The organism is Curtobacterium sp. SGAir0471, from assembly GCF_005490985.1.
Classification (GTDB): Bacteria; Actinomycetota; Actinomycetes; order Actinomycetales; family Microbacteriaceae; genus Curtobacterium.
The window spans coordinates 140,998-165,550 of the sequence record NZ_CP027869.1 but is presented as its reverse complement, the minus strand read 5'-3'; the positions used below and the strand labels follow the sequence as shown (position 1 = coordinate 165,550).

General features: G+C 71.3%; 24 protein-coding genes and 1 tRNA gene. 11 read left to right on the top strand and 14 right to left on the bottom strand.

What is annotated here, in order from left to right:
* Positions 1-147: 147 nt before the first annotated feature.
* The 5 genes from C1N91_RS00865 to C1N91_RS00845 form a co-directional block, all read right to left on the bottom strand.
* The gene (locus C1N91_RS00865) at positions 148-1,050 is read right to left on the bottom strand and encodes a carbohydrate ABC transporter permease (RefSeq protein WP_137766192.1); all 903 of its coding nucleotides are present in this window, start codon (positions 1,048-1,050) and stop codon (positions 148-150) included.
* On the bottom strand, positions 1,047-1,997 hold the full coding sequence (locus tag C1N91_RS00860) for a carbohydrate ABC transporter permease (protein WP_137766191.1): 951 nt from the start codon (positions 1,995-1,997) through the stop codon (positions 1,047-1,049). The genes C1N91_RS00865 and C1N91_RS00860 overlap by 4 nt, the downstream gene beginning before the upstream one ends.
* A 9-nt stretch (positions 1,998-2,006) precedes the next feature.
* The gene (locus tag C1N91_RS00855; RefSeq protein WP_217496449.1) at positions 2,007-3,329 is read right to left on the bottom strand and encodes an ABC transporter substrate-binding protein; all 1,323 of its coding nucleotides are present in this window, start codon (positions 3,327-3,329) and stop codon (positions 2,007-2,009) included.
* A gap of 47 nt (positions 3,330-3,376) precedes the next feature.
* Positions 3,377-4,738 (bottom strand): alpha-galactosidase, encoded by a 1,362-nt coding sequence (gene melA, locus C1N91_RS00850; protein WP_137766190.1) that lies wholly within the window; start codon positions 4,736-4,738, stop codon positions 3,377-3,379.
* 179 nt (positions 4,739-4,917) lie between these two features.
* Positions 4,918-5,706 carry a DeoR/GlpR family DNA-binding transcription regulator gene (locus tag C1N91_RS00845; protein WP_058728150.1) on the bottom strand — a complete coding sequence of 263 codons (789 nt, stop codon included), beginning with the start codon at positions 5,704-5,706 and terminating at the stop codon, positions 4,918-4,920.
* A 158-nt stretch (positions 5,707-5,864) separates the two neighbouring features.
* Between C1N91_RS00845 and C1N91_RS00840 the strand changes: the two genes are divergently transcribed.
* From C1N91_RS00840 to C1N91_RS00825, 4 genes are all read left to right on the top strand, one after another.
* Positions 5,865-7,196: a D-tagatose-bisphosphate aldolase, class II, non-catalytic subunit gene (locus tag C1N91_RS00840; protein ID WP_137766189.1), complete on the top strand. Its 1,332-nt coding sequence runs from the start codon at positions 5,865-5,867 to the stop codon at positions 7,194-7,196.
* Positions 7,193-8,338, top strand: coding sequence for an SIS domain-containing protein (locus C1N91_RS00835; RefSeq protein WP_137766188.1), 1,146 nt, complete (start codon positions 7,193-7,195; stop codon positions 8,336-8,338). The genes C1N91_RS00840 and C1N91_RS00835 overlap by 4 nt, the downstream gene beginning before the upstream one ends.
* On the top strand, positions 8,335-9,321 hold the full coding sequence (locus C1N91_RS00830) for an N-acetylglucosamine kinase (protein WP_137766187.1): 987 nt from the start codon (positions 8,335-8,337) through the stop codon (positions 9,319-9,321). Before C1N91_RS00835 ends, C1N91_RS00830 begins: the two co-directional genes overlap by 4 nt.
* Before the next feature lie 115 nt (positions 9,322-9,436).
* Entirely contained in the window at positions 9,437-10,858 is a 1,422-nt protein-coding gene (locus tag C1N91_RS00825) for a glycoside hydrolase family 36 protein (RefSeq protein WP_254678293.1), read from the top strand.
* Positions 10,859-10,885: 27 nt separating this feature from the next.
* On the opposite strand, the gene C1N91_RS00820 is transcribed toward C1N91_RS00825, so the two are convergent.
* Entirely contained in the window at positions 10,886-11,827 is a 942-nt protein-coding gene (locus C1N91_RS00820) for an NADP-dependent oxidoreductase (RefSeq protein ID WP_137768598.1), read from the bottom strand.
* A 105-nt stretch (positions 11,828-11,932) separates the two neighbouring features.
* On the opposite strand from C1N91_RS00820, the gene C1N91_RS00815 reads away from it, so the two are divergent.
* Complete coding sequence (locus tag C1N91_RS00815; protein ID WP_137766185.1) at positions 11,933-12,445, top strand: MarR family winged helix-turn-helix transcriptional regulator; 513 nt, start codon at positions 11,933-11,935, stop codon at positions 12,443-12,445.
* On the opposite strand, the gene C1N91_RS00810 is transcribed toward C1N91_RS00815, so the two are convergent.
* The 3 genes from C1N91_RS00810 to C1N91_RS00800 form a co-directional block, all read right to left on the bottom strand.
* Positions 12,369-12,728 (bottom strand): hypothetical protein, encoded by a 360-nt coding sequence (locus C1N91_RS00810; protein WP_137766184.1) that lies wholly within the window; start codon positions 12,726-12,728, stop codon positions 12,369-12,371. The genes C1N91_RS00815 and C1N91_RS00810 overlap by 77 nt on opposite strands.
* A 220-nt stretch (positions 12,729-12,948) precedes the next feature.
* Positions 12,949-13,215, bottom strand: a complete 267-nt coding sequence (locus C1N91_RS00805) for a hypothetical protein (RefSeq protein WP_137766183.1) — start codon at positions 13,213-13,215, stop codon at positions 12,949-12,951.
* A gap of 109 nt (positions 13,216-13,324) precedes the next feature.
* Positions 13,325-13,414: transfer RNA gene (locus C1N91_RS00800), tRNA-Ser, on the bottom strand.
* A gap of 142 nt (positions 13,415-13,556) precedes the next feature.
* On the opposite strand from C1N91_RS00800, the gene C1N91_RS00795 reads away from it, so the two are divergent.
* Together C1N91_RS00795 and radA are read left to right on the top strand one after the other, a co-directional pair.
* A complete protein-coding gene (locus C1N91_RS00795; protein WP_137766182.1) occupies positions 13,557-14,600 on the top strand; it encodes an SGNH/GDSL hydrolase family protein in 1,044 nt (347 codons plus the stop codon).
* 9 nt (positions 14,601-14,609) lie between these two features.
* Positions 14,610-15,971: a DNA repair protein RadA gene (gene radA / locus C1N91_RS00790; RefSeq protein ID WP_137766181.1), complete on the top strand. Its 1,362-nt coding sequence runs from the start codon at positions 14,610-14,612 to the stop codon at positions 15,969-15,971.
* Between the two features lie 155 nt (positions 15,972-16,126).
* Here the strand turns inward: radA and C1N91_RS00785 are convergent, their stop codons facing one another.
* Positions 16,127-16,510 carry an SseB family protein gene (locus C1N91_RS00785; protein ID WP_058729307.1) on the bottom strand — a complete coding sequence of 128 codons (384 nt, stop codon included), beginning with the start codon at positions 16,508-16,510 and terminating at the stop codon, positions 16,127-16,129.
* Positions 16,511-16,853: 343 nt separating this feature from the next.
* Here C1N91_RS00785 and cspE point away from each other — a divergent pair, with 343 nt between their 5' ends.
* Entirely contained in the window at positions 16,854-17,060 is a 207-nt protein-coding gene (cspE, locus tag C1N91_RS00780; RefSeq protein WP_022904520.1) for a transcription antiterminator/RNA stability regulator CspE, read from the top strand.
* Between the two features lie 320 nt (positions 17,061-17,380).
* Here the strand turns inward: cspE and C1N91_RS16515 are convergent, their stop codons facing one another.
* From C1N91_RS16515 to C1N91_RS00770, 3 genes are all read right to left on the bottom strand, one after another.
* Complete coding sequence (locus tag C1N91_RS16515) at positions 17,381-17,542, bottom strand: hypothetical protein (protein WP_175415845.1); 162 nt, start codon at positions 17,540-17,542, stop codon at positions 17,381-17,383.
* A gap of 105 nt (positions 17,543-17,647) precedes the next feature.
* Entirely contained in the window at positions 17,648-18,358 is a 711-nt protein-coding gene (locus C1N91_RS00775; RefSeq protein WP_137766180.1) for a hypothetical protein, read from the bottom strand.
* A gap of 90 nt (positions 18,359-18,448) precedes the next feature.
* On the bottom strand, positions 18,449-18,991 hold the full coding sequence (locus tag C1N91_RS00770) for an amino-acid N-acetyltransferase (protein WP_111240573.1): 543 nt from the start codon (positions 18,989-18,991) through the stop codon (positions 18,449-18,451).
* 179 nt (positions 18,992-19,170) lie between these two features.
* Between C1N91_RS00770 and C1N91_RS00765 the strand changes: the two genes are divergently transcribed.
* Both C1N91_RS00765 and C1N91_RS00760 read left to right on the top strand, forming a co-directional pair.
* Positions 19,171-19,623 (top strand): SRPBCC family protein, encoded by a 453-nt coding sequence (locus C1N91_RS00765; RefSeq protein WP_058729305.1) that lies wholly within the window; start codon positions 19,171-19,173, stop codon positions 19,621-19,623.
* A 115-nt stretch (positions 19,624-19,738) separates the two neighbouring features.
* Positions 19,739-20,548 (top strand): hypothetical protein, encoded by an 810-nt coding sequence (locus tag C1N91_RS00760; protein WP_137766179.1) that lies wholly within the window; start codon positions 19,739-19,741, stop codon positions 20,546-20,548.
* Positions 20,549-20,844: 296 nt separating this feature from the next.
* Here C1N91_RS00760 and C1N91_RS00755 read toward each other — a convergent pair whose 3' ends face one another.
* Entirely contained in the window at positions 20,845-23,361 is a 2,517-nt protein-coding gene (locus C1N91_RS00755; RefSeq protein ID WP_058749393.1) for an ATP-dependent Clp protease ATP-binding subunit, read from the bottom strand.
* A 201-nt stretch (positions 23,362-23,562) separates the two neighbouring features.
* Here C1N91_RS00755 and C1N91_RS00750 point away from each other — a divergent pair, with 201 nt between their 5' ends.
* Positions 23,563-24,495, top strand: coding sequence for an NAD(+)/NADH kinase (locus C1N91_RS00750; RefSeq protein WP_137766178.1), 933 nt, complete (start codon positions 23,563-23,565; stop codon positions 24,493-24,495).
* The last annotated feature ends 58 nt before the right edge of the window (positions 24,496-24,553 follow it).

Genomic DNA, 24,553 nt, shown 5'->3' with positions numbered 1-24,553 from the left:
GGGATCCGAGGGGCGCTCCGTCGTGCCCGGTGAGCGCCCGGACGGGAGGCACGGTGCGGGACCGCCCCTCGCCTCCAGGCCGACCGCACGCACGACGGGAGGCACGGGGCCCGTGGGCACCGTGCCTCCCGTCTGCTGCGACCCGCTTCAGCCCTTCAGGCCGGCCGACGCCATCGTCGCGACGAACTGCTTCTGCGCCACCAGGAACAGCAGGATGAGCGGCAGCGTCGCGACCACGTTGCCGGCCATCAGCAGCGACCAGTCGGTCCGCCGTGCCCCCTGGAAGTTGGTCAGACCGAGCTGCAGCGTGAACGAGTCCGCGTCGTTGATCGCGACGAGCGGCCAGACCAGGTCGTTCCAGGACCCGAGCAGGGTGAAGATCGCGAGCGTCGCGAGCGCCGGTCGGGCGAGCGGCAGGACGATCCGGAAGAACACCTGCAGGCGGGTGCAGCCGTCGATCTGGCCGGCCTCCTCGAGTTCGGCGGGCAGCGACAGGAAGAACTGCCGCATGAGGAAGATGCCGAACGCCGACGCGAGCCACGGCACGATCGCCGCACCGAGGCTGTCCACGAGGTGCAGCCGGGCGAACATCACGTAGGTCGGGATCATGAGCAGCTGCGACGGGATCATGATCGTCGCGAGGATCGCCAGGAAGCCGAACGTCCGTCCCGGGAACCGCAGCCGCGCGAACCCGTAGCCGGCCAGCGAGCACAGCACGAGGTGCGAGACGATCGCCGACGCCGACACGATGACCGTGTTGAGGAGCCAGTGCAGGATGTCCGACTCCGCGAACAGACGCGAGTAGCCCGAGAAGGTGAACTGCGTCGGCAGGAACGACGGCGGGAACTTGTTGATCTCCGACGCCGGCTCGAGCGAGGTGAGGAACATCTCGACGAACGGCAGCAGGAACAGGAGCGCCACCGGAGCCAGCAGGAGGTGCCACGGACTGAACGGCAACCGACGTCGGCGGCGGGGCGCCGTGCGCGCGGCGGGAGCCGCGACGGCGGCCGGCCGGTTCGGGGTCTCGAGTACGCGGGTCTCGACGGTCATCGGGACGCCTTCCTTCCGGCTCGGCGCTGCACGACCGTGACGATCACGGTCGCGGTGAGGGTGACGAAGAACATGCCGTAGGCGATGGCCGACCCGTAACCGAACTGCAGGTTCTGGAAGGCCGTCTTCCACAGGTAGTAGACGATCGTCTGCGTCGCGTCGAGGGGTCCACCACGGGTGGTCGCGTAGACGAGGTCGAAGAGCTGCACGGCCTGCAGGGTCTGGTAGATCCCGACGAACGCGGTGACCGGTGCCAGCTGCGGCCACACCACGCGCCAGAACGTCTGCCAGTTGTTCGCACCGTCGATGCGCGCCGCCTCGAGCACGTCGCCCGGGACGTCCTGCAGCGCTGCGAGGTAGATCACGGTCGTGAAGGCCGCCTGCCCCCACAGGGACATGATGACGATGACGACCATCGCCTCGGAGCGGTCCTCCAGCCACCCCTGCGGTGGGACGTGCAGCACGCGCAGGACGTTGTTCACGATGCCGAACTGCGGGCTGAACAGGTAGGTGGTCAGGATGCCGGTCGCGGCGGCGGACGCCACGAACGGCACGAAGATCGCCGTGCGGTACAGCCCGATGAACCGGATGCGCCGGTTCAGGGCGACGGCCAGGGCGAGTCCGAGCAGCAGGGACGCGGGGACGAAGAGCACCGTGTAGAGCAGGGTGTGCACGGCAGCCGCGAGCGCGCTCGCGTCGGTCGCCAGGTCCTGGTAGTTCTCGATGCCGGCGAAGGACGGCGGGCTGAAGCCGTCCCAGCGCTGGAACGACAGCACGAGCGCCCAGACGCCGGGGAAGATCGTGAGGCCGAGCACGACCGCCAGGGCCGGGGCGACGAAGCCCCAGCCAGCGAGGCCCTCGCGGGCGGCGGCGGGCCGACGTCGGCGCTCGGGTCGCGGCGGCTCGGTGTCGGTGGTCGGACGGGTGCGGAGTGCGGGAGTGGTCACGGGGGCCTCCTAGCCCTGACGGAGTGCCTTGTCGGCGGCGACGGTCGCCTGCCGGAGTGCCTCGGCCGGTTCGCCCTCGCCCTGGAGCACGCGGGACACCGCGTCACCGAACGCCTCGGACAGGCCGTTGTAGCCGGGCAGGGTCGGGCGGACCTGCTTCGCCTCGGCGGAGTTCGCCTGGATGACGTCGAGCCCGGGCAGGGCGGCGACCTGCTCGCGGAAGGCCGGGCTGTCGGCCTCGCTCGACCGCAGCGGCAGGTTGCCGACCGCGACGTTGAACCGCTCGTCCTGTTCGGGCGAGGTCAGCCACTTCGTGAAGTCCTTCGCCCAGTACGACCGGTTCACGTCGTGGTTGTCGAACAGGGTCCAGAGGTCTGGCCCGGACACCGTCTGGTGGTCGCCGTCCGTCCCCGGGAGCCGCACGACGCCGTACGAGGTGCCCGCGGTCTTCAGGGCCGAGAGCTCCCACGGGCCGGAGGTGATCATGCCGATGCGGTCGCTCTCGAACAGCTGCGCGGACTTCGTGTCCGTCTGGTCGAGGTAGACGCTCCGGTCCGTGACGGCCATCGACCGCATGAACGTCAGCGCGTCGACGCCGGCCTCCGAGTCGAAGGCGGCGTGCTCGCCGTCCTCGGACAGGATCGAGCCGCCGTTCTGCCAGAGGTGGGGCCACATCTGCCAGGTGGTCTCCTCGCTGCCGGACACCGAGTAGCCGTACCCGAAGGTCTGGCTGTCCCGGTCCGTCAACGCCTTGGCGGCCCGCCGGAAGTCGGACCAGTCCCAGTCCGCGGTCGGGTAGGGCTCGCCCGCGGCGTCGAACACCGTCTTGTTGTAGAAGAGCGAGATGTTGTCGACGACCGCGGGGAAGCCGATCACCTTCTTGCCGGTCGGCTGTGCGGTCCCGCGGGCCGCCGGGGAGAACTCGTCCCAGCGGGTGTCCGGGTCCTCGGCCTCGGCGCGCAGGTCGAGCGTCCGTCCGGAGCGCTCGAGCTGGCTCGCCCACGACCCGAAGGTGTACGAGATGTCCGGGGAGTCGTTCCCGGCGAACGACGCCGCGAGCTTCTGCAGCAGTTCGTCGGTCGACGACGCCCCGGAGGACATGTCGATCGTCACGTTCGGGTGCTCGTCCTCGTACTCGTCGACGAGCCCCTGCAGGAGCTTGGCCGCCTCGTCGCTCTGGCCCGACCACATGGTGAGGCGGACGGGCGCCGCGGTGTCGAGGACGGTTGCGCCCTGCGGGGCACAGCCGGTGAGGACCGTGGCGGCGACCGCGATCGCGACGGCGAGCGCCGTGCGGGTGGTGCTGCTGGTGCGTGTCCTGGTGCGTGTCACTGCGGACTCCTTCGTCGTCAGTGGTGCGTCGTCGGCGATCGGCCGGGTCAGATGCCGCGTGCGGGGACCGTCACCCGGAGCGGCTCGGGCAGCAGGTCGCCGTGCGCGACCACCAGCTCGTCGCACAGCTCCCAGATCTGCTCCGGCGTGAGCGTCGAGGACGCGTTCGGGTCCATGAGCACGGCCTGCCGGATCGCGACGGGGTCACCCGTCCGTGCGGCGTGCACCGTGAGCTCGTTCACGGAGACGTACGAGCGGTTCAGCGCCGCGGCCTGCACGGGGAGCGCCCCCATCGGGATCGGGGCGATGCCGCCGGCGCCGACCGTGGTCGGGACCTCGACGACGCAGCCCGCCGGGAGGTTGTCGATCAGTCCGGTGTTCGGCACGTTCGCGTGGATCTCGCGCTCGGTGCCGGTCACCAGGGAGTGGACGACCTGCGGGGCGTACTCCGACGCGCCCTCCTCGAGCTGCACGGGTCGACCGGCCGCCAGGTCACGCTCGGCCGCCTCGAACTCCGCGACGTTGTCCTCGGAGATGCCGACGTACTCGAGCGGACGCAGGCGGAAGCGGTCGACCTGCTCGGGAGACCGGAGGAACCACGACAGGTACTCCGACGAGTGCTCGCTCGTCTCCGTCGGGTAGAAGCCGATCCGCTTGTACATCTCCACCCGGACCCGGCGTTCGAGTTCGGGGTCCTGCCGGATGCGCTCGCGGAGCCGGGGGTAGAGGTCCTCGCCCTCGTGCGTCCACTCGAGCAGCCACGACTGGTGGTTGACGCCCGCCGCGCGGAACCGGGTCTGCTCGACGTCGAGGCCGACGAGCTCGGCGAGGTCGTGCGCGGTCCAGTAGACGCTGTGGCAGAGCCCGAGCGCGGTGATGTCCGGCGCGACGGTGTTCGCCCACCAGATGTTCATCGCCATCGGGTTCGTGTAGTTGAGCAGGACCGCGCCCGGGGCGACCTCGCGCATGTCCGCGGTCAGCTCGGTGAGGAACGGGAAGGTCCGGAGCGCCCGGAACACGCCGCCGACACCCGTGGTGTCACCGATCGTCTGGTGCAGGCCGTACCGCTCCGGGATCTCGAGGTCCGTGCGGGTCGCGGCGATCCCGCCGATCTGCACCATGTCGACGACGAAGTCGGCGTCGGCCAGGGCACGGCGGCGGTCGGTCGTCGCGGTGACGGTGACCGGACGCCCGAGGCGCTCGCTCACCTGGTGCGCGGTGGCCTCGGCGACGGCGAGGCGGCGCTCGTCGACGTCGAACAGCCGGAGGTCCAGCTGGGGGAGGTCGTCGTAGCGGAGCAGGTCGGCGAGCAGCTGTCGGGTGAAGACGACGCTGCCGGCGCCGACGAACACGATGCGGGGAGCGTGCCCGACAGCGGGTGCGACGGCGGACCGCGAGGAGGGGAGCATGGCTCGTCCTGATCTCCGGGTGCCCCGCCTCGAGCGGATCTCTGGCGCCGTGGTGTCGGGCGGCTGCGGACCGCGACCGACTGGGCTCCCCGGACGGCTTCACCGTAGGGGGCACGCCACACGATCACCACGAGGCGGCTGGAAACGCACACCAGGAGTGAGCGTTCGGCATGCAGCGCTCAGGCGATGAGGACCTCGACCCCGGCCGCCGCGATCTGCTCGAGCGCCTCCCGCGGGGCGTGCTCGTCGGTCACCAGGACGGACACGTCGCCGATGTCGGCCATCCGCGCCATCGTCTGCCGGCCGACCTTCGACCCGTCGCACACGACGACCACCCGGTCGGCGTGCGTCACCATCACGCCGTTCGTCCGCGCCTCGGTGTCGTCGTGGGTCGTGACGCCGCCCGCGGCGCTGATGCCGTCCGTGCCGAGGAACGCCGTCGTCACCTTGAAGGCCGAGAACGCCGCCTCGGCCAGGGGGCCGACCGCCTCGAGCGAGGTGGCGCGGAGGGTCCCGCCGGTCAGGATCGTCTTGACCCGGGGGCTGCGCGAGACCTCCAGCGCGATGGTGACGGCGTTCGTGATGACGGTCAGGCCGTTCCGGTCGCCGAGCGCCCGGACGACCTCCATCGTCGTGGTCCCCCCGCTCACGGCGACGGCCTGGCGTCCCGACGGCAGGAGCCGCGCGGCCAGCCGCCCGACCGCGCGCTTGGCGGCGTCCGCCTCGGACGCCCGCATCACGACGGGCAGCTCGGGGAGCACACCGACGGCCTCGACCCGACCGTAGCTGCGCTGGACGAGCCCGCGCGCCTCGAGCTCGCTGAGGTCGCGCCGGACGGTGGCGGCGGAGACGCCGCACGCGCGGATGAGCTCGTCCGTGGTCGTCGACCCCTGCTCGCGCACCCGCTCGAGGATGTCCCGCATCCGGTCCCGCCGCTTGCGGCCGACGTCCGGGGTGTCGTTGTCCATGGACCCATCATGCGGCAGAACGATCACTGCGAATGACCGGAGTGATCGTTACGGCAGCGGAAGTGATCGGTCGTTGCCGACACTGAGACCGGACGCGGCGCCGGACGGTGCCGCGTCGGCAGCGCCGCCGATCGCGGCGCACGCACCAGGAGAACCCCGTGAACCCCATCACTGCGCTCGTCGCTCGTCACCGTGCCGGATCCGGTGAGGGCATCACCTCGGTCTGCTCGGCGAACCCCTACGTGCTGCGGGCCTCGATGCGCCAGGCGCTCGAGGACGACGCACCCCTGCTCGTCGAGGCGACCTCGAACCAGGTCGACCAGTTCGGCGGCTACACCGGCATGACGCCCGCGGACTTCCGCAGGGCGGTGCTCGACCTCGCCGACGCCGAAGGATTCCCGGCCGAGCGGTTGATCCTCGGCGGCGACCACCTCGGCCCGAACACGTGGCAGGACCGCCCTGCTGCCGAGGCCATGCCGCTCGCCGTCGACCTCGTCCGCGCGTACGTCGCCGCCGGCTACACGAAGATCCACCTCGACTGCAGCATGCCGCTGCAGGGCGAGACCGCTCCGCTGACCGACGCCGTCGTCGCCGAGCGGGCCGCGGTGCTGCTCGCCGCCGCGGAGTCCGCCGCGACGGACGCCGGGATCGACCGCGACGGCATCGTCTACGTCATCGGCACCGAGGTCCCGACCCCCGGCGGGGCGAAGGAGACGCTCCACGACCTCGAGCCGACCCCGGCGACCGCGGCGGTCGGCACGCTCGACGTGCACCGTGCCGCGTTCGAGCGTGCCGGGCTCGCCGACGTGTGGCCGCGCGTCGTCGCCCTCGTCGTGCAGCCGGCGGTGGAGTTCGACCACCTGCAGGTCATCGACTACGTCCCGGAGGCCACGGCCGCCCTGCAGGAGGTCATCGAGGCGACGCCCGGGCTGGTGTACGAGGCGCACTCGACCGACTACCAGACGCCCGAGGCGCTCCGTGCGCTGGTCGACGACCACTGGGCGGTGCTCAAGGTCGGCCCGGGTCTGACCTTCGGCCTCCGCGAGGGCCTGTTCGCCCTCGACGCCCTGGAGTCGGAACTCGTACCGGAGGGCTCCGCCACCGACCTGCGCGGTGTCGTCGAGCGCCGGATGCTCGCCGAGCCCGGTCGCTGGGAGCGCTACTACGAGGGCGACGAGCACGAGCAGCGCATCGCCCGCACGTACAGCTACAGCGACCGGATGCGCTACTACTGGCCGGACTCGGAGGTCACCGCCGCGACGGAGGCGCTCCTGGGCAGCCTCGACGAGGTCGGCATCCCGCTCCCGCTGCTGAGCCAGTACCTGCCCGTGCAGTACGAGCGCGTCCGCGAGGGCCTGCTGCCGAACCGTGCCGAGGACATCGTGCTCGACCGGGTCCGTGACGTCCTGCGCCCCTACTCCGCCGCCGTCGCCCCGCGCTCACGCGTCGCCGACGCGGTCCCCGCCACCACCAGCAAGGAGTCCCTGTGACCACCTCCGCCCCCGCCCCCGCCCCCGTCCGCGCCGACGAGACCGCGACCCACCGCGAGATCCTGCAGCAGCCCGACAGCTGGCAGCGCCTCGTGGCCTCGCTCGACGACCGCCGCGCCGAGCTGGACGCCTTCCTGCAGCCGCTGCTCGCCGACCCGGAGCTGCGCATCGTGCTCACCGGGGCCGGCACCTCGGCGTTCGTCGGGGACATCGCGAGCGTCGACCTGCGCCGCCACCTCGGCCGTCGCGTCGAGTCGATCGCCACGACCGACGTGGTCGCCGACCCGCACGGGTCGCTCGGTGCCCCGGGCCGGGTGCTCCTGGTCTCCTTCGCCCGCTCGGGCAACAGCCCGGAGAGCGTCGCCGCGACCCGCGTCGTCGACGACGTCGCGCCCGGCACGCACCACCTGGTCGTCACGTGCGACCCCGCCGGCGCCCTCGCCCGTGAGCACCGGGGGAAGGAAGGGTCGTTCGTCCTCGAGATGCCGTCGGAGACGAACGACACCGGCTTCGCGATGACGTCCAGCTTCTCGACGATGCTGCTGGCCGTGCTCCTGGCCTTCCGGCCGGAGCTCGTGGCCGGTACCGGCGCGCTGGTCGCCGCGGCCCGGACGATCGCCGGCCTGGAGGCACGGATCGCCTCGCTCGCGGAGGGCACCGAACGCGTGGTCTACCTGGGCAGCGGTGCGCTGCAGGGCCTGGCACGCGAGTCGGCGCTGAAGCTGCTCGAGCTCACCGCCGGCGGGGTCGTGTCGTTCTTCGACACCCCGCTCGGGTTCCGGCACGGTCCGAAGGCCGTCGCGGGTGCCCACACCCTGGTGGTCGTGTACGGCTCGGCCGACCCGTACACGGCGCGGTACGACGCGGACATCCTCCGTGAACTCCGTGCGGACGGGGCCGTCCGGGTCGTGTCCGTCGGCGGCGACGCGGACGACGAGCGCTCCTTCCCGCTCGACGACCTGGCGGGCCTCGACGACGCACTCCGGAGCGTCGCCCTCGTCGGCTTCGCGCAGCTCCTGGCCCTCGCCACGTCGGTCGCGCACGGGTGCACGCCGGACAACCCGTTCCCGGGCGGCACGGTCAACCGCGTCGTCCAGGGCGTGACCATCCACGACCACCGCGAGGGAGCCGCCCGACCATGACCGTCTTCCTCGGCATGGACGGCGGCGGCACCAAGACCGCGTTCCTGCTCACCGACGGCGAGGGCACCACGCTCGCCGAGTCACGGCAGCCGACCTGCTACTGGTTCGACGCGGGTACCGGTCTCGTCGGCGACAACGTCCGAGCCGGCGTCGACGCGGTGACGGCGGCGGCCGGCATCACCCCGGCGGACATCACCTCCGCGTACTTCGGGATCCCCGGACACGGGGAGTCGAGTCGGGACACCCCCGTGCTCGACGCCCTCCCCGCGGCGGTACTCGGCCACGACCGGTACTCCTGCGGCAACGACATGATCGGCGGGTGGGCCGGCTCCCTGGCGGGTCGGGACGGCGTGAACGTGATCGCCGGCACCGGCTCGATGGCCTACGGCGAGCGCGGCGGCAGCGCCCACCGCGTCGGTGGCTGGAGCGAGGTCTTCGGTGACGAGGGCTCCGCGTACTGGGTCGCGGTGCAGGGGCTCAACGCGTTCTCGCGGATGGCGGACGGACGGCTGCCCCGGGGTCCGCTGCACGCCCTCCTGCGCGAGCGGGTCGGGGTGACCGAGGACCTCGACACGATCGGCGTCGTCATGGAGGAGTGGGGGGCGGACCGCGGCACGATCGCCGACCTGGCGAAGGTGGTCGTCGCAGCCGCCGACGCCGGCGACGAGGCCGCTGCCGACGCCCTGCACCGTGCCGCGGCGGAGCTCACGAACCTCGTCGTCACGACCGTCCGCGCGCTCGGCTTCCCCGCCGACGAGGCCGTCCCGGTGTCGTACTCCGGCGGGCTCTTCCGGGCGCCGCGGTTCCGCCAGGAGTTCGCCACCGCCCTGCACGTCGAGGACCCGCACCTCGAACTCGTCGAGCCGCGCCACGACCCGACCGTCGGCAGTGTCCTCGTCGCGATGCGCCGCGCCGGGGCACCGATCCCCGAGCGGTTCGCCGCCGACGCCACCCCGGCGATCAGCTCCGCCGTGGCGCGCTGATCCAGCGACCCGACACCACGAGGAGACCACCGTACAGACCACCTTCGCGTTCGACGGCCTCCGGGTCCCCGCGAACGTCTCCGGGCCACCCCGCCGGACCAGGGGCGGGTGGATCGTGCCGGCGGGTCCCGTCGCGCTGCTCCACCCGTTCGGTCCCACGGCCGAGTTCTACCGGCACGGCTGGAACTCGTGGAGTCCGAGCGGATGGACGCGGCTCGACGGCGACACGATCGGGATCAAGGACAGCCCCGAACGCCTGCTGACCGCCGACGACGCCACGAACGAGACCCCGCACGCCCACTCCGGCAGCGCAGTGGGAGCGGTGACCAGCCCGGACGGCGGCACACTGCTCGTCGGATCGCTCGGGCTCGGCACCCCGCGGGTCGGCGCCGACGGCAACGTCCTGTGGGCGAGGAGCGAGCACGACGACGCGGAGTGGTTCGTCGCACACGGCACCGAGCAGGACGTCTTCGCCGCCTACGCCGACCAGGTCGCGGAGCGGCTCGGCCGCCGCACCGCCCGCGCCGGCACGGTGTGGAGCAGCTGGTACTCGTACTACGAGGACATCACCGAAGAGCGGATCGCCCGTGCGGCAGCCGACCTCGAGGGGTACCCGGTCGACGTCTTCCAGATGGACGACGGTTGGGAGCCGGTCGTCGGGGACTGGACGGCCGGGCCGGACTTCCCGAGCGGGATGGCGGCCACGGCACGGACCATCGCGCGGCACGCCTTCCGTCCGGGCATCTGGCTCGCGCCGCTGATCGCCCTGCCCGGCTCGACGATCGCCACCGAGCGCCCCGACCTGCTCGTGGCCGGTGACGACGGCCGTCCGCTCGTCACCGGGCACAACTGGGGGTCGCACTACCACTCGCTCGACACGACGCACCCGGAGGTGCTCGACCACCTCCGCGGGGTCTTCGACCGCATCACCGCGGACGGCTACAGCTACCTGAAGCTCGACTTCATGTACGCCGGCGCCGTCGGCGGACACCGACACGTCGACCTGCCCCGCGAACAGGCCTACCGGCAGGCGATCGAGCACGTCCGGGCCACCGTCGGCGACGACGTCTACCTGCTCGGGTGCGGGGTGCCGATGATCCCCTCGGTCGGGGTGTTCAACGGCGCCCGCGTCGGCCCGGACGTCGCACCGTTCTGGGACAACGCCGAACGCGTGGGCGACCCGTCCGGCGAGGGCGCGCGCAACGCGCTCGTGTCCTCGGTCAACCGGGTGTGGATGCGGCGGCTGTACGAGGTGGACCCGGACTCGGTCTACTTCCGGAGCGAGCGGAACCTGCTCGGACCGGACGAGCGTCGGGCGCTGCAGGACACCGCGGCGGTGCTCGGGTTCCGGTCGATGTCCGACCCCGTCGACTGGCTCCGGCCGGAGGAGCGTGCCGAGGCCGCGGACTGGCTCGGCGGGACCGCGGTGGTCGAGCAGCTCGGCCGGTACGTCTTCCGTGTCGACGACCGGGTGGTCGACCTCACCCCGTCCGTCACCGGGGAGCGGGCGGTCGACGCGGCGTCCTTCATCGGCTGACCGGCCGCCGAGCGTCGTCAGGCGTCGTCAGGCGTCGTCCTGGACGGTGACGACGACCTTTCCGGCGATCCGACCGGCCGCGCCCTCGGCGTGCAGCGCCGGGAGCTCCGCCAGCGGGACGCGTCGGGTGACCTCGACGGTCAACTGCCCGGCGTCCACGAGCGCGACGAGCTCCGCCAGTCGCTCGCGGTTCGGCAGGACGAACACCGTCGCGGCCCGGACGCCCCGGGACGCGTCGTCCGGCGTCGCCATGAACGCCGTGGTGCTGACCACGGCGCCGCCGTCACGGACCGCCGCGACGAGCGCCCGGAAGCGCTCCGGCTCGATCGGCGCGAGGTTGAGCAGCACGTCGACCGGCTCGTCGAGCGCCGCGAGGACGTCGGTCGTGGTGTGGTCGACGACCTGCTGGGCGCCTGCAGCGCGGACCGCGTCGGCGCTCCGCGGGCTCGCGGTGGCGACCACGTGCACGCCGGCGCGGACCGCGAGCTGGATCGCGTACTTCCCGACCACGCCGCCGGCGCCGTTGATCAGCACGCGCTGGCCCGCCTCGAGGTGCCCCTCGTCGAACAGGGCCTGCCACGCGGTCAGCGCCACGGACGGCAGTGCCGCCGCGTCGACCAGCGGGACGCTCGTCGGGGCGGTGACCAGTGCCTCCGCGGGCGAGACGACGTACTCAGCGGCACCGCCGTCGCGCTCCATCGGCAGGAACCCGACGACCGCGTCGCCGACGGCGAGGCCCCCGACGCCCGCGCCCAGCGCAGCGATGGTGCCGGAGACGTCGTAGCCGGGCACGTGCGGGAGCTGGACCGGGATCGGCAGGAACCCGCCGCGCATGCCGTTGTCGGCGGCGTTGTAGGCGGAGGCGGCGACCTGCACCAGGACCTCACCCACACCGGGCTCGGGGCGCTCGACGTCCTCGATCCGCAGGACCTCCGGTCCGCCGACCTCGTGGAACCGGATCGCCTGCATCGTGTTCTCGTTCATGGTCTTCCCCTTCGTAATGTGCTTTGAATTCGAAGCGATGGTGCGACCGTACACCTGCTTCGAGTTCGAAGCAACAGGTAGGATCGATTCATGACCTCTCCCCCGTCGGCACTCACCCGGACCCAGCTCGACGCGTACCTGTCGTTCACCGAGGTCGCGGCACTGCTCCGCCCGGCGGTCGAGCAGCAGCTCCGCGACGCCGGCGAGCTCAGCTACGTCCAGTTCCAGCTGCTGGCGCGGCTGGGCGATGCGCCGGACGGGCGGCTGCGGATGACGGACCTGGCGGACGGGGTCGTCTACAGCCGCAGTGGGCTGACGTACCAGGCGCAGGTGCTCGAGCAGCGCGGGCTCGTCACGCGGGGGCCGTCGCCGGACGACGAGCGGAGCACCGTGGTCTCGTTGACGGATGCCGGCCGTGACACCCTCGCGGCCGTCTTCCCCGGCCACATCGCGACCGTGCACGGGCTGCTGTTCGCGCAGATCAGCGACGACGACGCAGCGGCGCTGGCGGACGTCCTGGGGCGGGTCAGCGGGCACCTGCGACAGCACCCGCCGCGGTCGGCGGCACGTGGGCGGCGGAAGGCGACGCCGCCCACTGGTTGAGCGGCCAGGACAGCGCCAGCACCGTGACGATCGAGACGATCGAGACGAGTGGCACCCACCAGAAGCTCAGTCCCTTCCTGCGACGGGCGAGCCCGCCCCACAGCGGCAGCACGATGCTCGAACCCACCGCGAGGACGAAGGCGACGTAGATGACCTGCTGAGCTCCCAGCGAACACGTCCCCGCTCCTCCGCAGGGCGTGTAGACCATCAACGTGAACTGGTAGAGGAACCAGACGATGATCGCCGTGAGGACCGCCACGAGCTCCAAGAGAGCGAAGGTCACGCCCTGCCACGGAGTGGTGGTCGTCCCACCCCTCCGTACGTTCACCGTCGACCCGTGCGCATGCGGCAAGACTGCCGCCTACCCGGTCGCCGCACCAGTCGGCCTTGTCGGGGACAGCGCACCGCTCGCGGCTGCAGCCGCCTCCGCTGCGTCCGGACGGGAGGCGCGGGGCGCGCTGGCACCGCGCCTCCCGTCCGGCAGTGGCGAGCGTGCTCGCGCGTCAGGGGTCCACCCGGTCCTGTGGCGCGGTCGGCCAGCTCGCGGCCACCTGCGGGAACTCGGCGGCAGCCCGCGCCAGCAGGTCGCAGACCCGGTCGATCGGGACCGCCGCGCCGTCGGCGATCGAGAGGGAACATGCGCCGGTGGCATCGTCCTCGAATACCTCGGCGATGCAGCAGTGGTCAGCGTCGTGCAGTTCGAGCGCCATACCGTCCCGCTCCCCTACGAAGCTCGCGAGGACGTACCGGTACCCGTCGTCTTCGGTCATCACGGCGCTCCTGACCTGAGGCTGTGTGGTGGGGGCGAGGTCCCCTGGTCCCGAGCGATCGCGAAACCTCCAGGAACAAGAGAACCCCCGCTTGCGCGGGGGTTCTCTGTGGCGGTACCGGTGGGATTTGAACCCACGGTGGAGTTGCCCCCACACATGTTTTCGAGACATGATCCTTCGGCCGCTCGGACACGGTACCGGGAGAGAGTTTACACGACTCCGGCGGTGCTCACGACCACCGGCGGGTGCCTCCCCCTGCACAGACCGCACCTCCGCAGCGCTCATCCACCGGCAAGCTCCGACAGAGTCCGAGATGAGCGAGCCCGCGTACGGTCTCCGGCATGAAGACCCGCACCCTCGTCGCCCTGCTCACGTCTGTCATCGGCGGACTCGCCGTCGTGGGCGGCGGCGCGTTCGGGGCTCGCGCGGGGATCCGAGGGCAACGAGCCGCATCCCAGCGCGTGGTCGACATGCTGCCCGTGCACGCCGACTGGTGGCGGGAGCGACTGCAGCACGAGGGCCAGCTGACGTACCTGGCGATCGGTGACTCGGCGGCGCAGGGTGTCGGCGCGACCGCTCCTGGCCGCGGGTACGTCGGACTGCTCGCGCGGCGCATCCGGCACCGGTCGCGCATGTCGGTGCGGGTCGTGAACCTCAGCGTCTCGGGCGCGACGACCTGGGGCGCGAAGCAGGACCAGCTCCCGAAGCTCCGGCAGTACTCGCCGGACATCTGCACCGTGTCGATCGGCGCGAACGACATCGCCGACTTCCACCCGGACAAGTTCGAGCGGAACATCCGGGCGATCTACAGCGCCGTGCCGTCGCACGCGATCGTCGCTGAGCTGCCCTGCATGTTCGTGCCGGACCGGGAGCGCAAGGTCGCGGTGGCGAACGAGATCGTGCACCGCGTCGCCGCCGAACTCGGGCTGACGGTGGCGCCGCTCCACGTCATCACGAAGCGCGTCGGACTCCGTCGGACATTCTTCAACAGCTACGGGGACCTGTTCCACCCGAACGACCGTGGGTACGAGATCTGGGCGAGTGCGTTCGAGCCCGCCGTCGACGCGCGGGTCGACACCGTTGCGGCGATCCGGCACTACCTGTCCGCGCGCGAGGCCGAGGACCTCGGGCGCGACGCGGGTGCCGTCGCGAGCGCCCGCGCCGAGCAGGACACCGAACACGCGGCGGAGCTGGAACACGATCGGCCCGGTCGGGTCGAGCGCCTGCGCCAGCGGGTGACGGGCGCGATCCCCTTGCCCGAGCAGGCGCGCGGTCGCGACCGGACGCCCGAGCACGACGAGGACGACGAACCGCACGCGGAACACCAGCACGACGCGCACGACGGGCACGCGCCGCGACACCGCGGTGTCAGCGGGGCGCTCTAGCCTCGAACCATGGCCCGCACCCAGTCCCTCTACCGCTGCACCGAATGCGGCTGGACCAGCATCAAGTGGGTCGGCCGCTGCGGCGAGTGCCAGGCGTGGGGCACGGTCGAGGACACCACCGCAGCCGCTGCGAGCTCCCGCGGGACCGCCGCGGTCTCCGTCGCCGGTGCCCGGGTCGCCCGACCGATCACCGAGGCCCGGGGCACCGCCGTGCAGCGCTGGAACACCGGCATCGGCGAGTTCGACCGCGTCCTCGGCGGCGGCATCGTCCCCGGCGCCGCCGTGCTGCTGTCCGGCGAGCCGGGCGTCGGTAAGTCGACACTGCTGCTCGAGGTCGCGTCGCGCGCCGCGGCGACCGGCAAGCGTGTCCTCTACGTCAGCGCGGAAGAGTCGGTGGATCAGGTGCGACTCCGCGCCGAGCGCACCAACGCCATGCACGACCAGCTCTACCTGGCGAGCGAGGTCGACCTCGGCGTCATCCTCGGGCAGATCGACCAGGTGCAGCCGGACCTGGTGATCGCCGACTCCGTGCAGACGATCTCGTCGAGCACGGTGGACGGCATCGCCGGTGGGACGTCCCAGGTGCGCGAGGTCGCCTCCACCCTGATCCGGGTGGCGAAGGAGCGGTCGCTCCCGGTCCTGATCGTCGGTCACGTCACGAAGGACGGCACGATCGCCGGACCGCGACTGCTCGAGCACCTGGTCGACGTCGTGTGCCACTTCGAGGGCGACCGACAGACCGCACTCCGCTTCGTCCGCGCCCTCAAGAACCGCTTCGGTCCGACGGACGAGGTCGGCTGCTTCGACATGGCCGGCGACGGCATCCACGAGGTCCCCGACCCGAGCGGCCTCTTCATGTCCCGCAACGGCACCCCGGTGTCCGGCACGTGCGTGACCGTCGCGCTCGAGGGACGCCGTGCGCTTCCGGTCGAGGTGCAGGCGCTCGTCGTGCCGAGCTCAGCACCGCAGCCGCGCCGGGTCGTGAACGGGGTCGACTCGTCACGCGTCGCGATGCTGCTCGCGGTGCTCGAACGACGTGCCGGCTTGAAGCTCTCCGACGCGGACGTCTACGTCTCGACGGTGGGCGGGATGAAGCTCACGGAGCCGGGCGCCGACCTGGCGATCGCGCTGGCCCTGGCGAGTGCGGCTCGCGACCGCCCCTACCCGCACACGCTCGCGGCGGTCGGTGAGATCAGCCTGGCGGGCGAGATCCGACCGGCGACCGGTGCGAAGCAGCGGGCGAACGAGGCCTCACGGCTCGGGTTCACGACCGTGCTCGGCGCGGACGCCGAACACCTGCGCGAAGCGCTGCGCGTCGCGTTCTCGCTGACGCAGTCGGTGCGCGAACGCGAGCTCGACCGCGCGTTCTGACCCGCCGCCACGAACCCGGCCACCAGGGACCGTGCGCAACCCGGCCCCCGAGACGGCGCGCGACGCGGCGGAGGCAACCAGCGCCTCCAGGCCGGAGCAGCGGCGGCCGACCGCGACGCCGGAGCAGCGGGGCGGACGACCGCGACGGAGCGCGACTACGCGCGGAGCGCCGCCAGCAGGTCCGACGGGGTGGCCTGCATGGTGTGCGGGCCGGCGATGTCGAAGAACACGCCCTCGAGCGAGTCGAGGTGCGCGGCCAGGAACTCCTCGAGCCGCGGCCCGTCGTAGACCATGACCTGGCGGATCTTCTCGTCCGGCACCATCGCCGTGTAGGCGTCGGCGGACGAGAAGAGCAACAGGATGCGCTTGTCCGAGCCCTCGCGGCCGAAGACCCGGACCTGCATGTCCTTCTTGCCGGTGACGAGCCGGGGGACGATCACGATGTCGTTCCGCAGGGCGAACGCGACCGCGGCGACGTCCTGCTTCGCGAGGGCCTCCTCGAGCTGCTCGCTCCGGAAGCGCTGTTCCTTGTCTGCCATCGCCCCTAGTCCACCAGACTTCGACGCGGTCGGCGAACAGGAACGACTGCGGGGCGGAGATGATGCACAGAAGTGGGCGCTGCCTCTTCCATTGCGGCCGCAGCACGGTAGGTTGGTCTCAACCGCTCCGGCGGGAGTCCATCGTTCTTCCGGTGCTCTGCACCTTCGAGCGCCATCGGTCACTGATCTTCCCAGGTCGCCTGGCCCCGAACCCGTCCCACCGGCCCATGCCCGCGGGACGCACTGATCTGACGACAACCGTCGGTGGATCGGCGGCAGCAAGAGCCGTCTCGCAAGACAGGCAACGAACGTGGCCTGGCAAGAAAGTTAAGGAAACGCCATCATGGCAACTGGCACCGTCAAGTGGTTCAACAACGAAAAGGGCTTCGGCTTCATCGCTCCGGACGACGGCAGCGCCGACGTCTTCGCGCACTTCTCCGCGATCGCTGGCAACGGCTACAAGTCGCTCGAGGAGAACCAGAAGGTGGAGTTCGAGATCACCGAGGGCCGCAAGGGCCCGCAGGCCGAGAACATCTCGGTCATCGGCTGACCTCAGCTGCTCGGAACGGGCTCGTCGTCTCCGGACGGCGGGCCCGTTCGCACGTCCGGGCTCGTTCGGGTGCTGGCCCAGCCCCGCGTCGCAACCGATCGCGTGCACGTGGGGAAGATCACGCCACTTCTGGACAAGTCGCTAGACAACCTAGCGATGTGACGTACCGTTGTTGCATGACTTCCACGCACCACGGACCGGAAGACAGCGCGCAGCCGTTCGACATGCAGACGTTCCTCGACGACTTCATGACGGGGCTCGAGCCGGGATCGGTCGAAGAGAAGGCCTAGGCGACAGCCAGGTTCAAAGGCCCGACGCTGCTACTCGCTGCGGACGCCGTCCGACCAGATCGTGTCGCTGGCGGGCTCGAACAACCCGCGCTTCGCACGCTTCCGCAGCCCCTTGAGCGTCGCGATCTTCACCGGCTCGACGCCGCGGTCACGCTCGTAGGACGATTCCCGCACGATTCCCTGATCCGACACTCTGTCAGCATGACGCAAGGTGGACCGCTCCGACGGCAGAGTGCGGTGGGTGGATGACCGCCGGGTGCGGCGCGCGACGCTGCGGCAGACGATACGGGACGAGCGTCAGTTCAGCACGAACTGCGCCGACTCCTTCGACTCCAGGCTCCCCACGGCCACCTGCAGGTGGTAGCTCGCCCCACCCCCGGGCACCGACGGGCGGGCACTGTCGCACGTGGTGGTCGACGAGCGCGTGCGGTCCCAGGCGATCGCCGGCGTCGTGAGCTCCTGCCCCGCCTTGATCGTGACGTCCTGGTTCGTCCCGCCGGTCTGGCAGTCCTTCGACGACCAGTACTGCTCCTGACCGGAGCTGATCGTCAGGACCTGCTGCGCCGAACCGAGGTCCATGTGGCACGCGTCGGAGCCGGTGTTCTTGATCGACATCGCGATCTGCGGGTCCTCGGTCGGCCCGTAGGTGCTCTTGTCGACGACCGGCGTGAGCTCGATCTGGTCCTTCGAGCACGTTGCCGCGTCCCCAGAGGACGACGCAGCGGCGGACGAGTCCGAGGAAGGAGTGGCGGACGGCGACGCCGACGGGTCAGCCGAGCCGGACCCGGACGAGGAGCCCGCAGTCGACCCGGCACCGTCGGCGGACGCAGACGCCGACGGTGACGCCGACACCCCAGGCGCAGACGCCGACGACGCCCCGCTCCCCCGGCCCACGACGATCAGCACGACCACCACGACGACGAGCAGCAGCACGCCGGCGACGAGCGCACGACGACGCCAGTAGACGCTGGACGACTCGGGTCCGACAGGGTGACGGAACGACGACATGCGCACAGGGTAGGGCGAACACCACGCCCGACCACGGAGCGACGCCGCGGCACCCGCGAAAGCGTCAGACGATCCCCAGCTGGCCGGCGATCAGAGGATCTTGAGCATGCGGGTGTTGCCGAGCGTGTTCGGCTTCACCCGGGCGAGGTCGAGGAACTCCGCGACCCCCTCGTCCGACGAGCGCACGAGTTCGGCGTAGACATCGGGCGACACGACCTGCTCGCCGATCTCCAGGTACCCGTGCTTCGCGAAGAACTCGACCTCGAACGTCAGGCAGAAGATGCGCGCGACACCGAGCTCGCGGGCGTCGTGCTCGAGCGCCTCGAGCATCCGGTGGCCGACCCGCTTGTGGATCCAGTCGGCGTCGAGGGCGAGTGTGCGGACCTCGGCGATGTCGTCCCAGAACACGGCGAGGGCGCCGCAGCCGATCGGCACGCCGTCCGGTCCTTCGGCGATCCGGAACTGCTGGATCGAGCCGTACAGCGCGACGTTCTCCTTGCCGAGCAGGATGCGCCGGTCGACGTACGGTGCGATGAGCCGCTGGATGTGCGGCACGTCCGACGCCAGGGCCGGACGCACCCGGATGCCGTGCTCGTCCCGCTCGTCGAACGCGTGCTTGCCGTGACCAGTCATCCCGTCGAGCATACGGCGCAGCAGACGGGCCCCGCCCAGTGGCTGCTCGGCGCAGCAGCGGGACGCCGCCCGGAGGGCCGTCCGCCGCAGCAGGGGGACACCGCCCTGGAGGGCCTCCAGCCGCCGCGGCATAGCGTCGATGCCGAACCCGAAGAGCACGACGAAACGAAGGAGCGAGCATGCCCCAGATCATCGAGACCGTCGACGTCAACGTCCCCGTCCGCCAGGCCTACGACCAGTGGACCCGGTTCGAGGAGTTCCCGCACTTCCTCGACGAGGTCGAGAAGATCGTCCAGGTCGACGACAAGACCACCGACTGGACGGTCAAGGTCGCCGGGCAGGAGCGCGAGTTCCGCGCCGTCATCACCGAGCAGCACCCCGACGAGCGCGTCGCGTGGACCGTGAAGGACGGTGACGTCGACCATGCCGGCGTGGTGACCTTCCACAAGCTGTCCGACAACGAGACGCGCGTCACCGCGCAGATCGACTGGGAGCCCTCGGGCCTGCTCGAGAAGCTCGGCTCCGCCGTCGGCGTCGGCGGCCACGCCGTCAAGAAGGACCTGCAGAACTACAAGGAGCGCGTCGAGAACGCCCCGACCGAGCCGGGCTGGCGCGGCGACGTCCAGGCCTAGGTCACCGAGGACCAGCAACACGACGGACGGGAGGCGCGGTGCCAGCTGGCACCGCGCCTCCCGTTCTGTCGTGGTCCGGACCGCACGCACACGTCCCGCTGGCAGGGTGGGCACCATGCAGCTCGTCCGCACCGCCGTCACCGGCACCGTGATCGCCTCCGCCGGGAGCGTCGCCCTCGGGGCCGCCGCCGCACGCCGCCTCCTCCGCCCCGCACCCTTCGTGCCTCCGGAGTCCGAGCTGGTCTGGACCGACGAGCACGACGTCCCCGGCGAGGAACCGGACGGCGTCGTCGGACGCACCCACGTCGTGCACGTGCACGGGCAGTCGCTCGGTCCGCAGCAGATCCTCCGTGGCCTCCGGGTCTGGCGGGAGCTCGGCGCCTCGAACCAGGTGATCGACACCAGCGCGCTGCCGCTGCGGTCCCTCGACCCCGCCGCCGTCGACCGGGTCGCGGCCGCCGCGCACGCTGCCCGGGCCCGTGGGGCAGAGCGCGTGGTGCTCCAGGGCTGGTCCGCCGGCGCCCTCGCCGCCTCCGCTGCCGCGGCACGCACACCGGTCGACGGCATCGTCGGGGTCGCGCCCCTGCTCGACGTCCGATCGGCCCTGCGCGGCGCCGTGCGGACCGCCCGCTTCCCAGAGGCCGTCGGCGTCGTCGCCGGACGCATCGCGACCACACCGGGCCTCAGCCGCCTGGCCGGTGTGCCCTACCCGCTGTCCGTGACGCGCTGGCAGGACGAGGGCACGCCGACACTGCTGCTGCACTCGGCGGCCGACCCCCTCGTGGCCGCGACCGACGTCGCTGCACGGCGCGCACGTGGTGCCCGGGTCGAGACGTTCACGCACGCCCGGCACACGCTCGAGTGGAACGAAGACCCGGAGCGCTGGGAGCGCGCCGTCCGCGACTTCGCCGCGGCCCTCGGCTGACTGCCGGGGCGAGGCACCCCCGGAACGAAGCGGGGCCCGGAACGAAGCGTGGCCCGGAACGAAGCGTGGCCCCGGTCGGGGGGAGACCGGGGCCACGGACGTCCGACCTGTTGGGGGAACCAGCCGGACGCCGTTCGCGAGGTGTTGGGGGAACCCTCGCAGCAACAACGGTACCCCCCGCCCGGGGGTCGCGTCCGCCGCGCACGCCGGAACCCGCACAAGTGGTCGCCGCACGAACGGACGGGAGGCGCGGTGCCAGCTGGCACCGCGCCTCCCGTCCGTCGTGTGGAGGAGTCCTAGGACTCGATCTCGCCCTGCGGGGTCTCCGCGGCCTCGACCGCGGCAGCCCCGGCGAGGACCTCCTCGCGACCCGGCTGACGCCCGGTCTCGAACTGGAACTTCCCCTCGGCGAAGTCGACCTTCACGTGGTCACCGGCGTTGAGCTCACCCTGCAGGATGTGCTCGGACAGCTGGTCCTCGACCTCGTGCTGCATCGCGCGACGCAGCGGACGGGCGCCGAGTGCGGGGTCGAAGCCGACCTTGATGAGCTGCTCCTTGGCGGCGAGCGTGAGCTCCACCGTCATGTCGCGGTCCAGCAGGCGGTCCGACAGGCGCTTCACGAACAGGTCCACGATCTGCAGCAGCTCGGACTGCGAGAGCTGCGGGAACACGATCGTGTCGTCGACGCGGTTCAGGAACTCGGGCTTGAAGTGCTTCTTGAGCTCCTCGTTCACCTTCGAGCGCATGCGGTCGTAGCCGACGGCCGAGTCGCCCTCGACCTGGAAGCCCACCGGGCCACCCGCGATGCCCTGCGAACCGAGGTTCGTGGTCATGATGATGACGGTGTTCTTGAAGTCGACGACGCGGCCCTGACCATCGGTCAGGCGACCCTCTTCGAGGACCTGCAGCAGCGAGTTGAAGATGTCCGGGTGGGCCTTCTCGATCTCGTCGAACAGGACCACGGAGAACGGCTTGCGGCGCACCTTCTCGGTGAGCTGGCCGCCCTCCTCGAACCCGACGAACCCGGGAGGGGCACCGAAGAGTCGCGAGACCGTGTGCTTCTCACCGAACTCCGACATGTCGAGGGAGATCAGCGCACCCTCGTCGTCGAACAGGAACTCGGCGAGCGCCTTGGCGAGCTCGGTCTTCCCGACGCCGGTGGGGCCGGCGAAGATGAACGAGCCCGAGGGGCGGTTCGGGTCCTTGAGGCCGGCGCGGGTGCGGCGGATCGTCTTCGAGAGGGCCGAGATCGCCTCTTCCTGACCGATGACGCGCTCGTGCAGGGCCTTCTCCATGAAGACGAGACGCGAGGTCTCCTCCTCGGTGAGCTTGAACACCGGGATGCCCGTGGCCTGCGCCAGCACCTCGGCGATGATGCCCTCGTCGACGGTGCCGGACGCGGCGACGTCACCCGCACGCCACTGCTTCTCGAGGCGCAGACGCTCGCCGAGGAGCTTCTTCTCCTCGTCGCGCAGGCTCGCGGCCTTCTCGAAGTCCTGCTCCTCGATCGCGGCTTCCTTCTGCCCGCGGACCGTCGAGATCTTCTCGTCGAACTCGCGGAGCTCCGGCGGCGCCGACAGGATCGACAGACGCAGGCGGGCGCCGGCCTCGTCGATCAGGTCGATGGCCTTGTCCGGCAGGAAGCGGTCCTGCACGTAGCGGTCCGCCAGGTTCGCCGCGGCGACGATCGCGCCGTCGGTGATGGACACCTTGTGGAACGCCTCGTACTTGTCGCGGAGGCCCTTGAGGATGTTGATCGCGTGGGGCAGCGACGGCTCGTTGACCTGCACCGGCTGGAAGCGGCGTTCGAGTGCGGCGTCCTTCTCGAAGTGCTTGCGGTACTCGTCGAGCGTGGTCGCACCGACCGTCTGCAGCTCACCGCGGGCGAGGAGCGGCTTGAGGATCGACGCGGCGTCGATCGCACCCTCGGCAGCGCCGGCACCGACGAGCGTGTGGATCTCGTCGATGAAGACGATGATGTCGCCGCGGGTGCGGATCTCCTTCGTGACCTTCTTGAGGCGCTCCTCGAAGTCACCGCGGTAGCGGGACCCGGCGATGAGCGACCCGAGGTCGAGCGAGTAGAGCTGCTTGTCCTTCAGCGTCTCCGGGACGTCGCCCTTGACGATCGCCTGGGCGAGGCCCTCGACGACCGCGGTCTTGCCGACGCCCGGCTCACCGATCAGGACGGGGTTGTTCTTGGAGCGGCGGGAGAGGATCTGCATGACCCGCTCCATCTCCTTCTCGCGCCCGATGACCGGGTCGAGCTTGGCGTCGCGCGCGGCCTGGGTGAGGTTCCGACCGAACTGGTCGAGGACCTGCGAACCCTGCTGGGCGTTCTGCTGCTGCTCGCCGCCGACGGCGACCGCTTCCTTGCCCTGGTAGCCGGACAGGAGCTGGATGACCTGCTGACGGACGCGGTTGAGGTCCGCGCCGAGCTTGACGAGGACCTGGGCGGCGACGCCCTCGCCCTCACGGATCAGGCCGAGCAGGATGTGCTCGGTGCCGATGTAGTTGTGGCCGAGCTGCAGCGCCTCGCGCAGGGACAGCTCGAGCACCTTCTTGGCGCGCGGCGTGAACGGGATGTGCCCGGTCGGCTGCTGCTGGCCCTGCCCGATGATGTCCTGGACCTGCTCGCGGACGGCATCGAGCGAGATGCCGAGCGACTCCAACGCCTTGGCGGCGACGCCCTCGCCCTCGTGGATGAGGCCGAGGAGGATGTGCTCGGTGCCGATGTAGTTGTGGTTGAGCATCTTCGCTTCTTCTTGAGCGAGGACGACAACACGACGGGCTCGGTCGGTGAATCTCTCGAACATGTGCTCTCCCTTGCCGGGCTCGTGGGAGCTCGGTGACGTACATCGAGACTAACCAGCGGACCCCCGGAGGGCTGCCCCTGTTCGCCGTGGGCGTGACCTCGTTGCGCACCGGGCACACCGCCCCGCGACGGCGCCCCCGACGGACCGCTCGCCACGGCTCCCGTCAGGAGTCGGCTCGGCGTCGCCGGGTACGATCTGGGCATGGAGCAGCCCGTCGTCGGCCTCGTCGTCCACCCCACCAAGAACGTGCGTGAGTCCATCACGACCCTGCAGCGGTGGAACGCGTCGGGTGCGGGACGGCTCGTGGCCCGGCGGGCGGACGCGCAGCGCATCGGCGGTGACGTCGAGGTGATCGGCGACGACGACTTCACCGACCAGGTCGACCTCGTCGTCGCGCTCGGCGGGGACGGCACGATGCTCGGCGCGATGCGACTCGTGGCGAAGCGCCCGGTCCCCGTGCTCGGCGTGAACTACGGCAACGTCGGGTTCCTGGTCGAGATCGAGCCGCCCGAGCTCGAGGCCGCGCTCGACCGACTGTCCGCCGGTGAGTACCAGCTCGAGCCGCACCATGCGCTCGAGGCCCGGCTGTCCTGGAGCGGCGCCCGCACGGACTACCTGGCGTTCAACGACCTGACGATCGTGCGACGCCCCGGCGCCGGACAGGTCTCCGCCGACCTCAGCGTGAACGGGCTCGGCTACGGCTACTACCGCGCGGACGCCGTCGTCGCCGCGACCCCGGCGGGGTCCACCGCGTACAACTACGCGGCCGGCGGGCCCGTGCTGTCCCCGGCACTGTCGGGCTCCGTGGTGACGCCGGTCGCCCCGATGGCGGGCATCGACCGCGCCGTGGTCCTGGCGGCGCGGGAGCGCTACCGCTTCGACATCGCCGAGAGCACGCGGAGCGCCGCCCTCGAGGTGGACGGGCTCGTCGTGGGCGAGGTCGCGACCGGGGCGCAGATCGACATCCGGCTCCGGAAGGACGCCGGCAGCGTCGTGCGCCTGGACGCCGAGCGCCACGGACGCACCGGCCGGGTGAAGCTCAGCCTGCTCGACCTGCCGGTCCGCCCGGACCAGCTCATCGAGCTCATCCCGCAGGACCTGCGCCAGAAGCTCGGCCGCGAGCTCGAGGACTAGCGCCGACCGGCGCCCGGACAGCGGAGTGGCCCGCCCAGGCAGTGCCTGGACGGGCCGT

Excerpts from the sequence above, each read along its gene's own strand:
- C1N91_RS00785 (WP_058729307.1), bottom strand. The coding sequence starts at position 16,510 with ATGGCAGACAAGGAACAGCGCTTCCGGAGCGAGCAGCTCGAGGAGGCC.
- C1N91_RS00795 (WP_137766182.1), top strand. The coding sequence starts at position 13,557 with ATGAAGACCCGCACCCTCGTCGCCCTGCTCACGTCTGTCATCGGCGGA.
- C1N91_RS00765 (WP_058729305.1), top strand. The coding sequence starts at position 19,171 with ATGCCCCAGATCATCGAGACCGTCGACGTCAACGTCCCCGTCCGCCAG.
- C1N91_RS00865 (WP_137766192.1), bottom strand. The coding sequence starts at position 1,050 with ATGACCGTCGAGACCCGCGTACTCGAGACCCCGAACCGGCCGGCCGCC.
- C1N91_RS00815 (WP_137766185.1), top strand. The coding sequence starts at position 11,933 with ATGACCTCTCCCCCGTCGGCACTCACCCGGACCCAGCTCGACGCGTAC.
- C1N91_RS00760 (WP_137766179.1), top strand. The coding sequence starts at position 19,739 with ATGCAGCTCGTCCGCACCGCCGTCACCGGCACCGTGATCGCCTCCGCC.
- cspE (WP_022904520.1), top strand. The coding sequence starts at position 16,854 with ATGGCAACTGGCACCGTCAAGTGGTTCAACAACGAAAAGGGCTTCGGC.
- C1N91_RS00770 (WP_111240573.1), bottom strand. The coding sequence starts at position 18,991 with ATGACTGGTCACGGCAAGCACGCGTTCGACGAGCGGGACGAGCACGGC.
- C1N91_RS00805 (WP_137766183.1), bottom strand. The coding sequence starts at position 13,215 with ATGACCGAAGACGACGGGTACCGGTACGTCCTCGCGAGCTTCGTAGGG.
- C1N91_RS00750 (WP_137766178.1), top strand. The coding sequence starts at position 23,563 with ATGGAGCAGCCCGTCGTCGGCCTCGTCGTCCACCCCACCAAGAACGTG.
- C1N91_RS00820 (WP_137768598.1), bottom strand. The coding sequence starts at position 11,827 with ATGCAGGCGATCCGGTTCCACGAGGTCGGCGGACCGGAGGTCCTGCGG.
- C1N91_RS00755 (WP_058749393.1), bottom strand. The coding sequence starts at position 23,361 with ATGTTCGAGAGATTCACCGACCGAGCCCGTCGTGTTGTCGTCCTCGCT.
- C1N91_RS00775 (WP_137766180.1), bottom strand. The coding sequence starts at position 18,358 with ATGTCGTCGTTCCGTCACCCTGTCGGACCCGAGTCGTCCAGCGTCTAC.
- radA (WP_137766181.1), top strand. The coding sequence starts at position 14,610 with ATGGCCCGCACCCAGTCCCTCTACCGCTGCACCGAATGCGGCTGGACC.
- melA (WP_137766190.1), bottom strand. The coding sequence starts at position 4,738 with ATGCTCCCCTCCTCGCGGTCCGCCGTCGCACCCGCTGTCGGGCACGCT.
- C1N91_RS00845 (WP_058728150.1), bottom strand. The coding sequence starts at position 5,706 with ATGGACAACGACACCCCGGACGTCGGCCGCAAGCGGCGGGACCGGATG.
- C1N91_RS00830 (WP_137766187.1), top strand. The coding sequence starts at position 8,335 with ATGACCGTCTTCCTCGGCATGGACGGCGGCGGCACCAAGACCGCGTTC.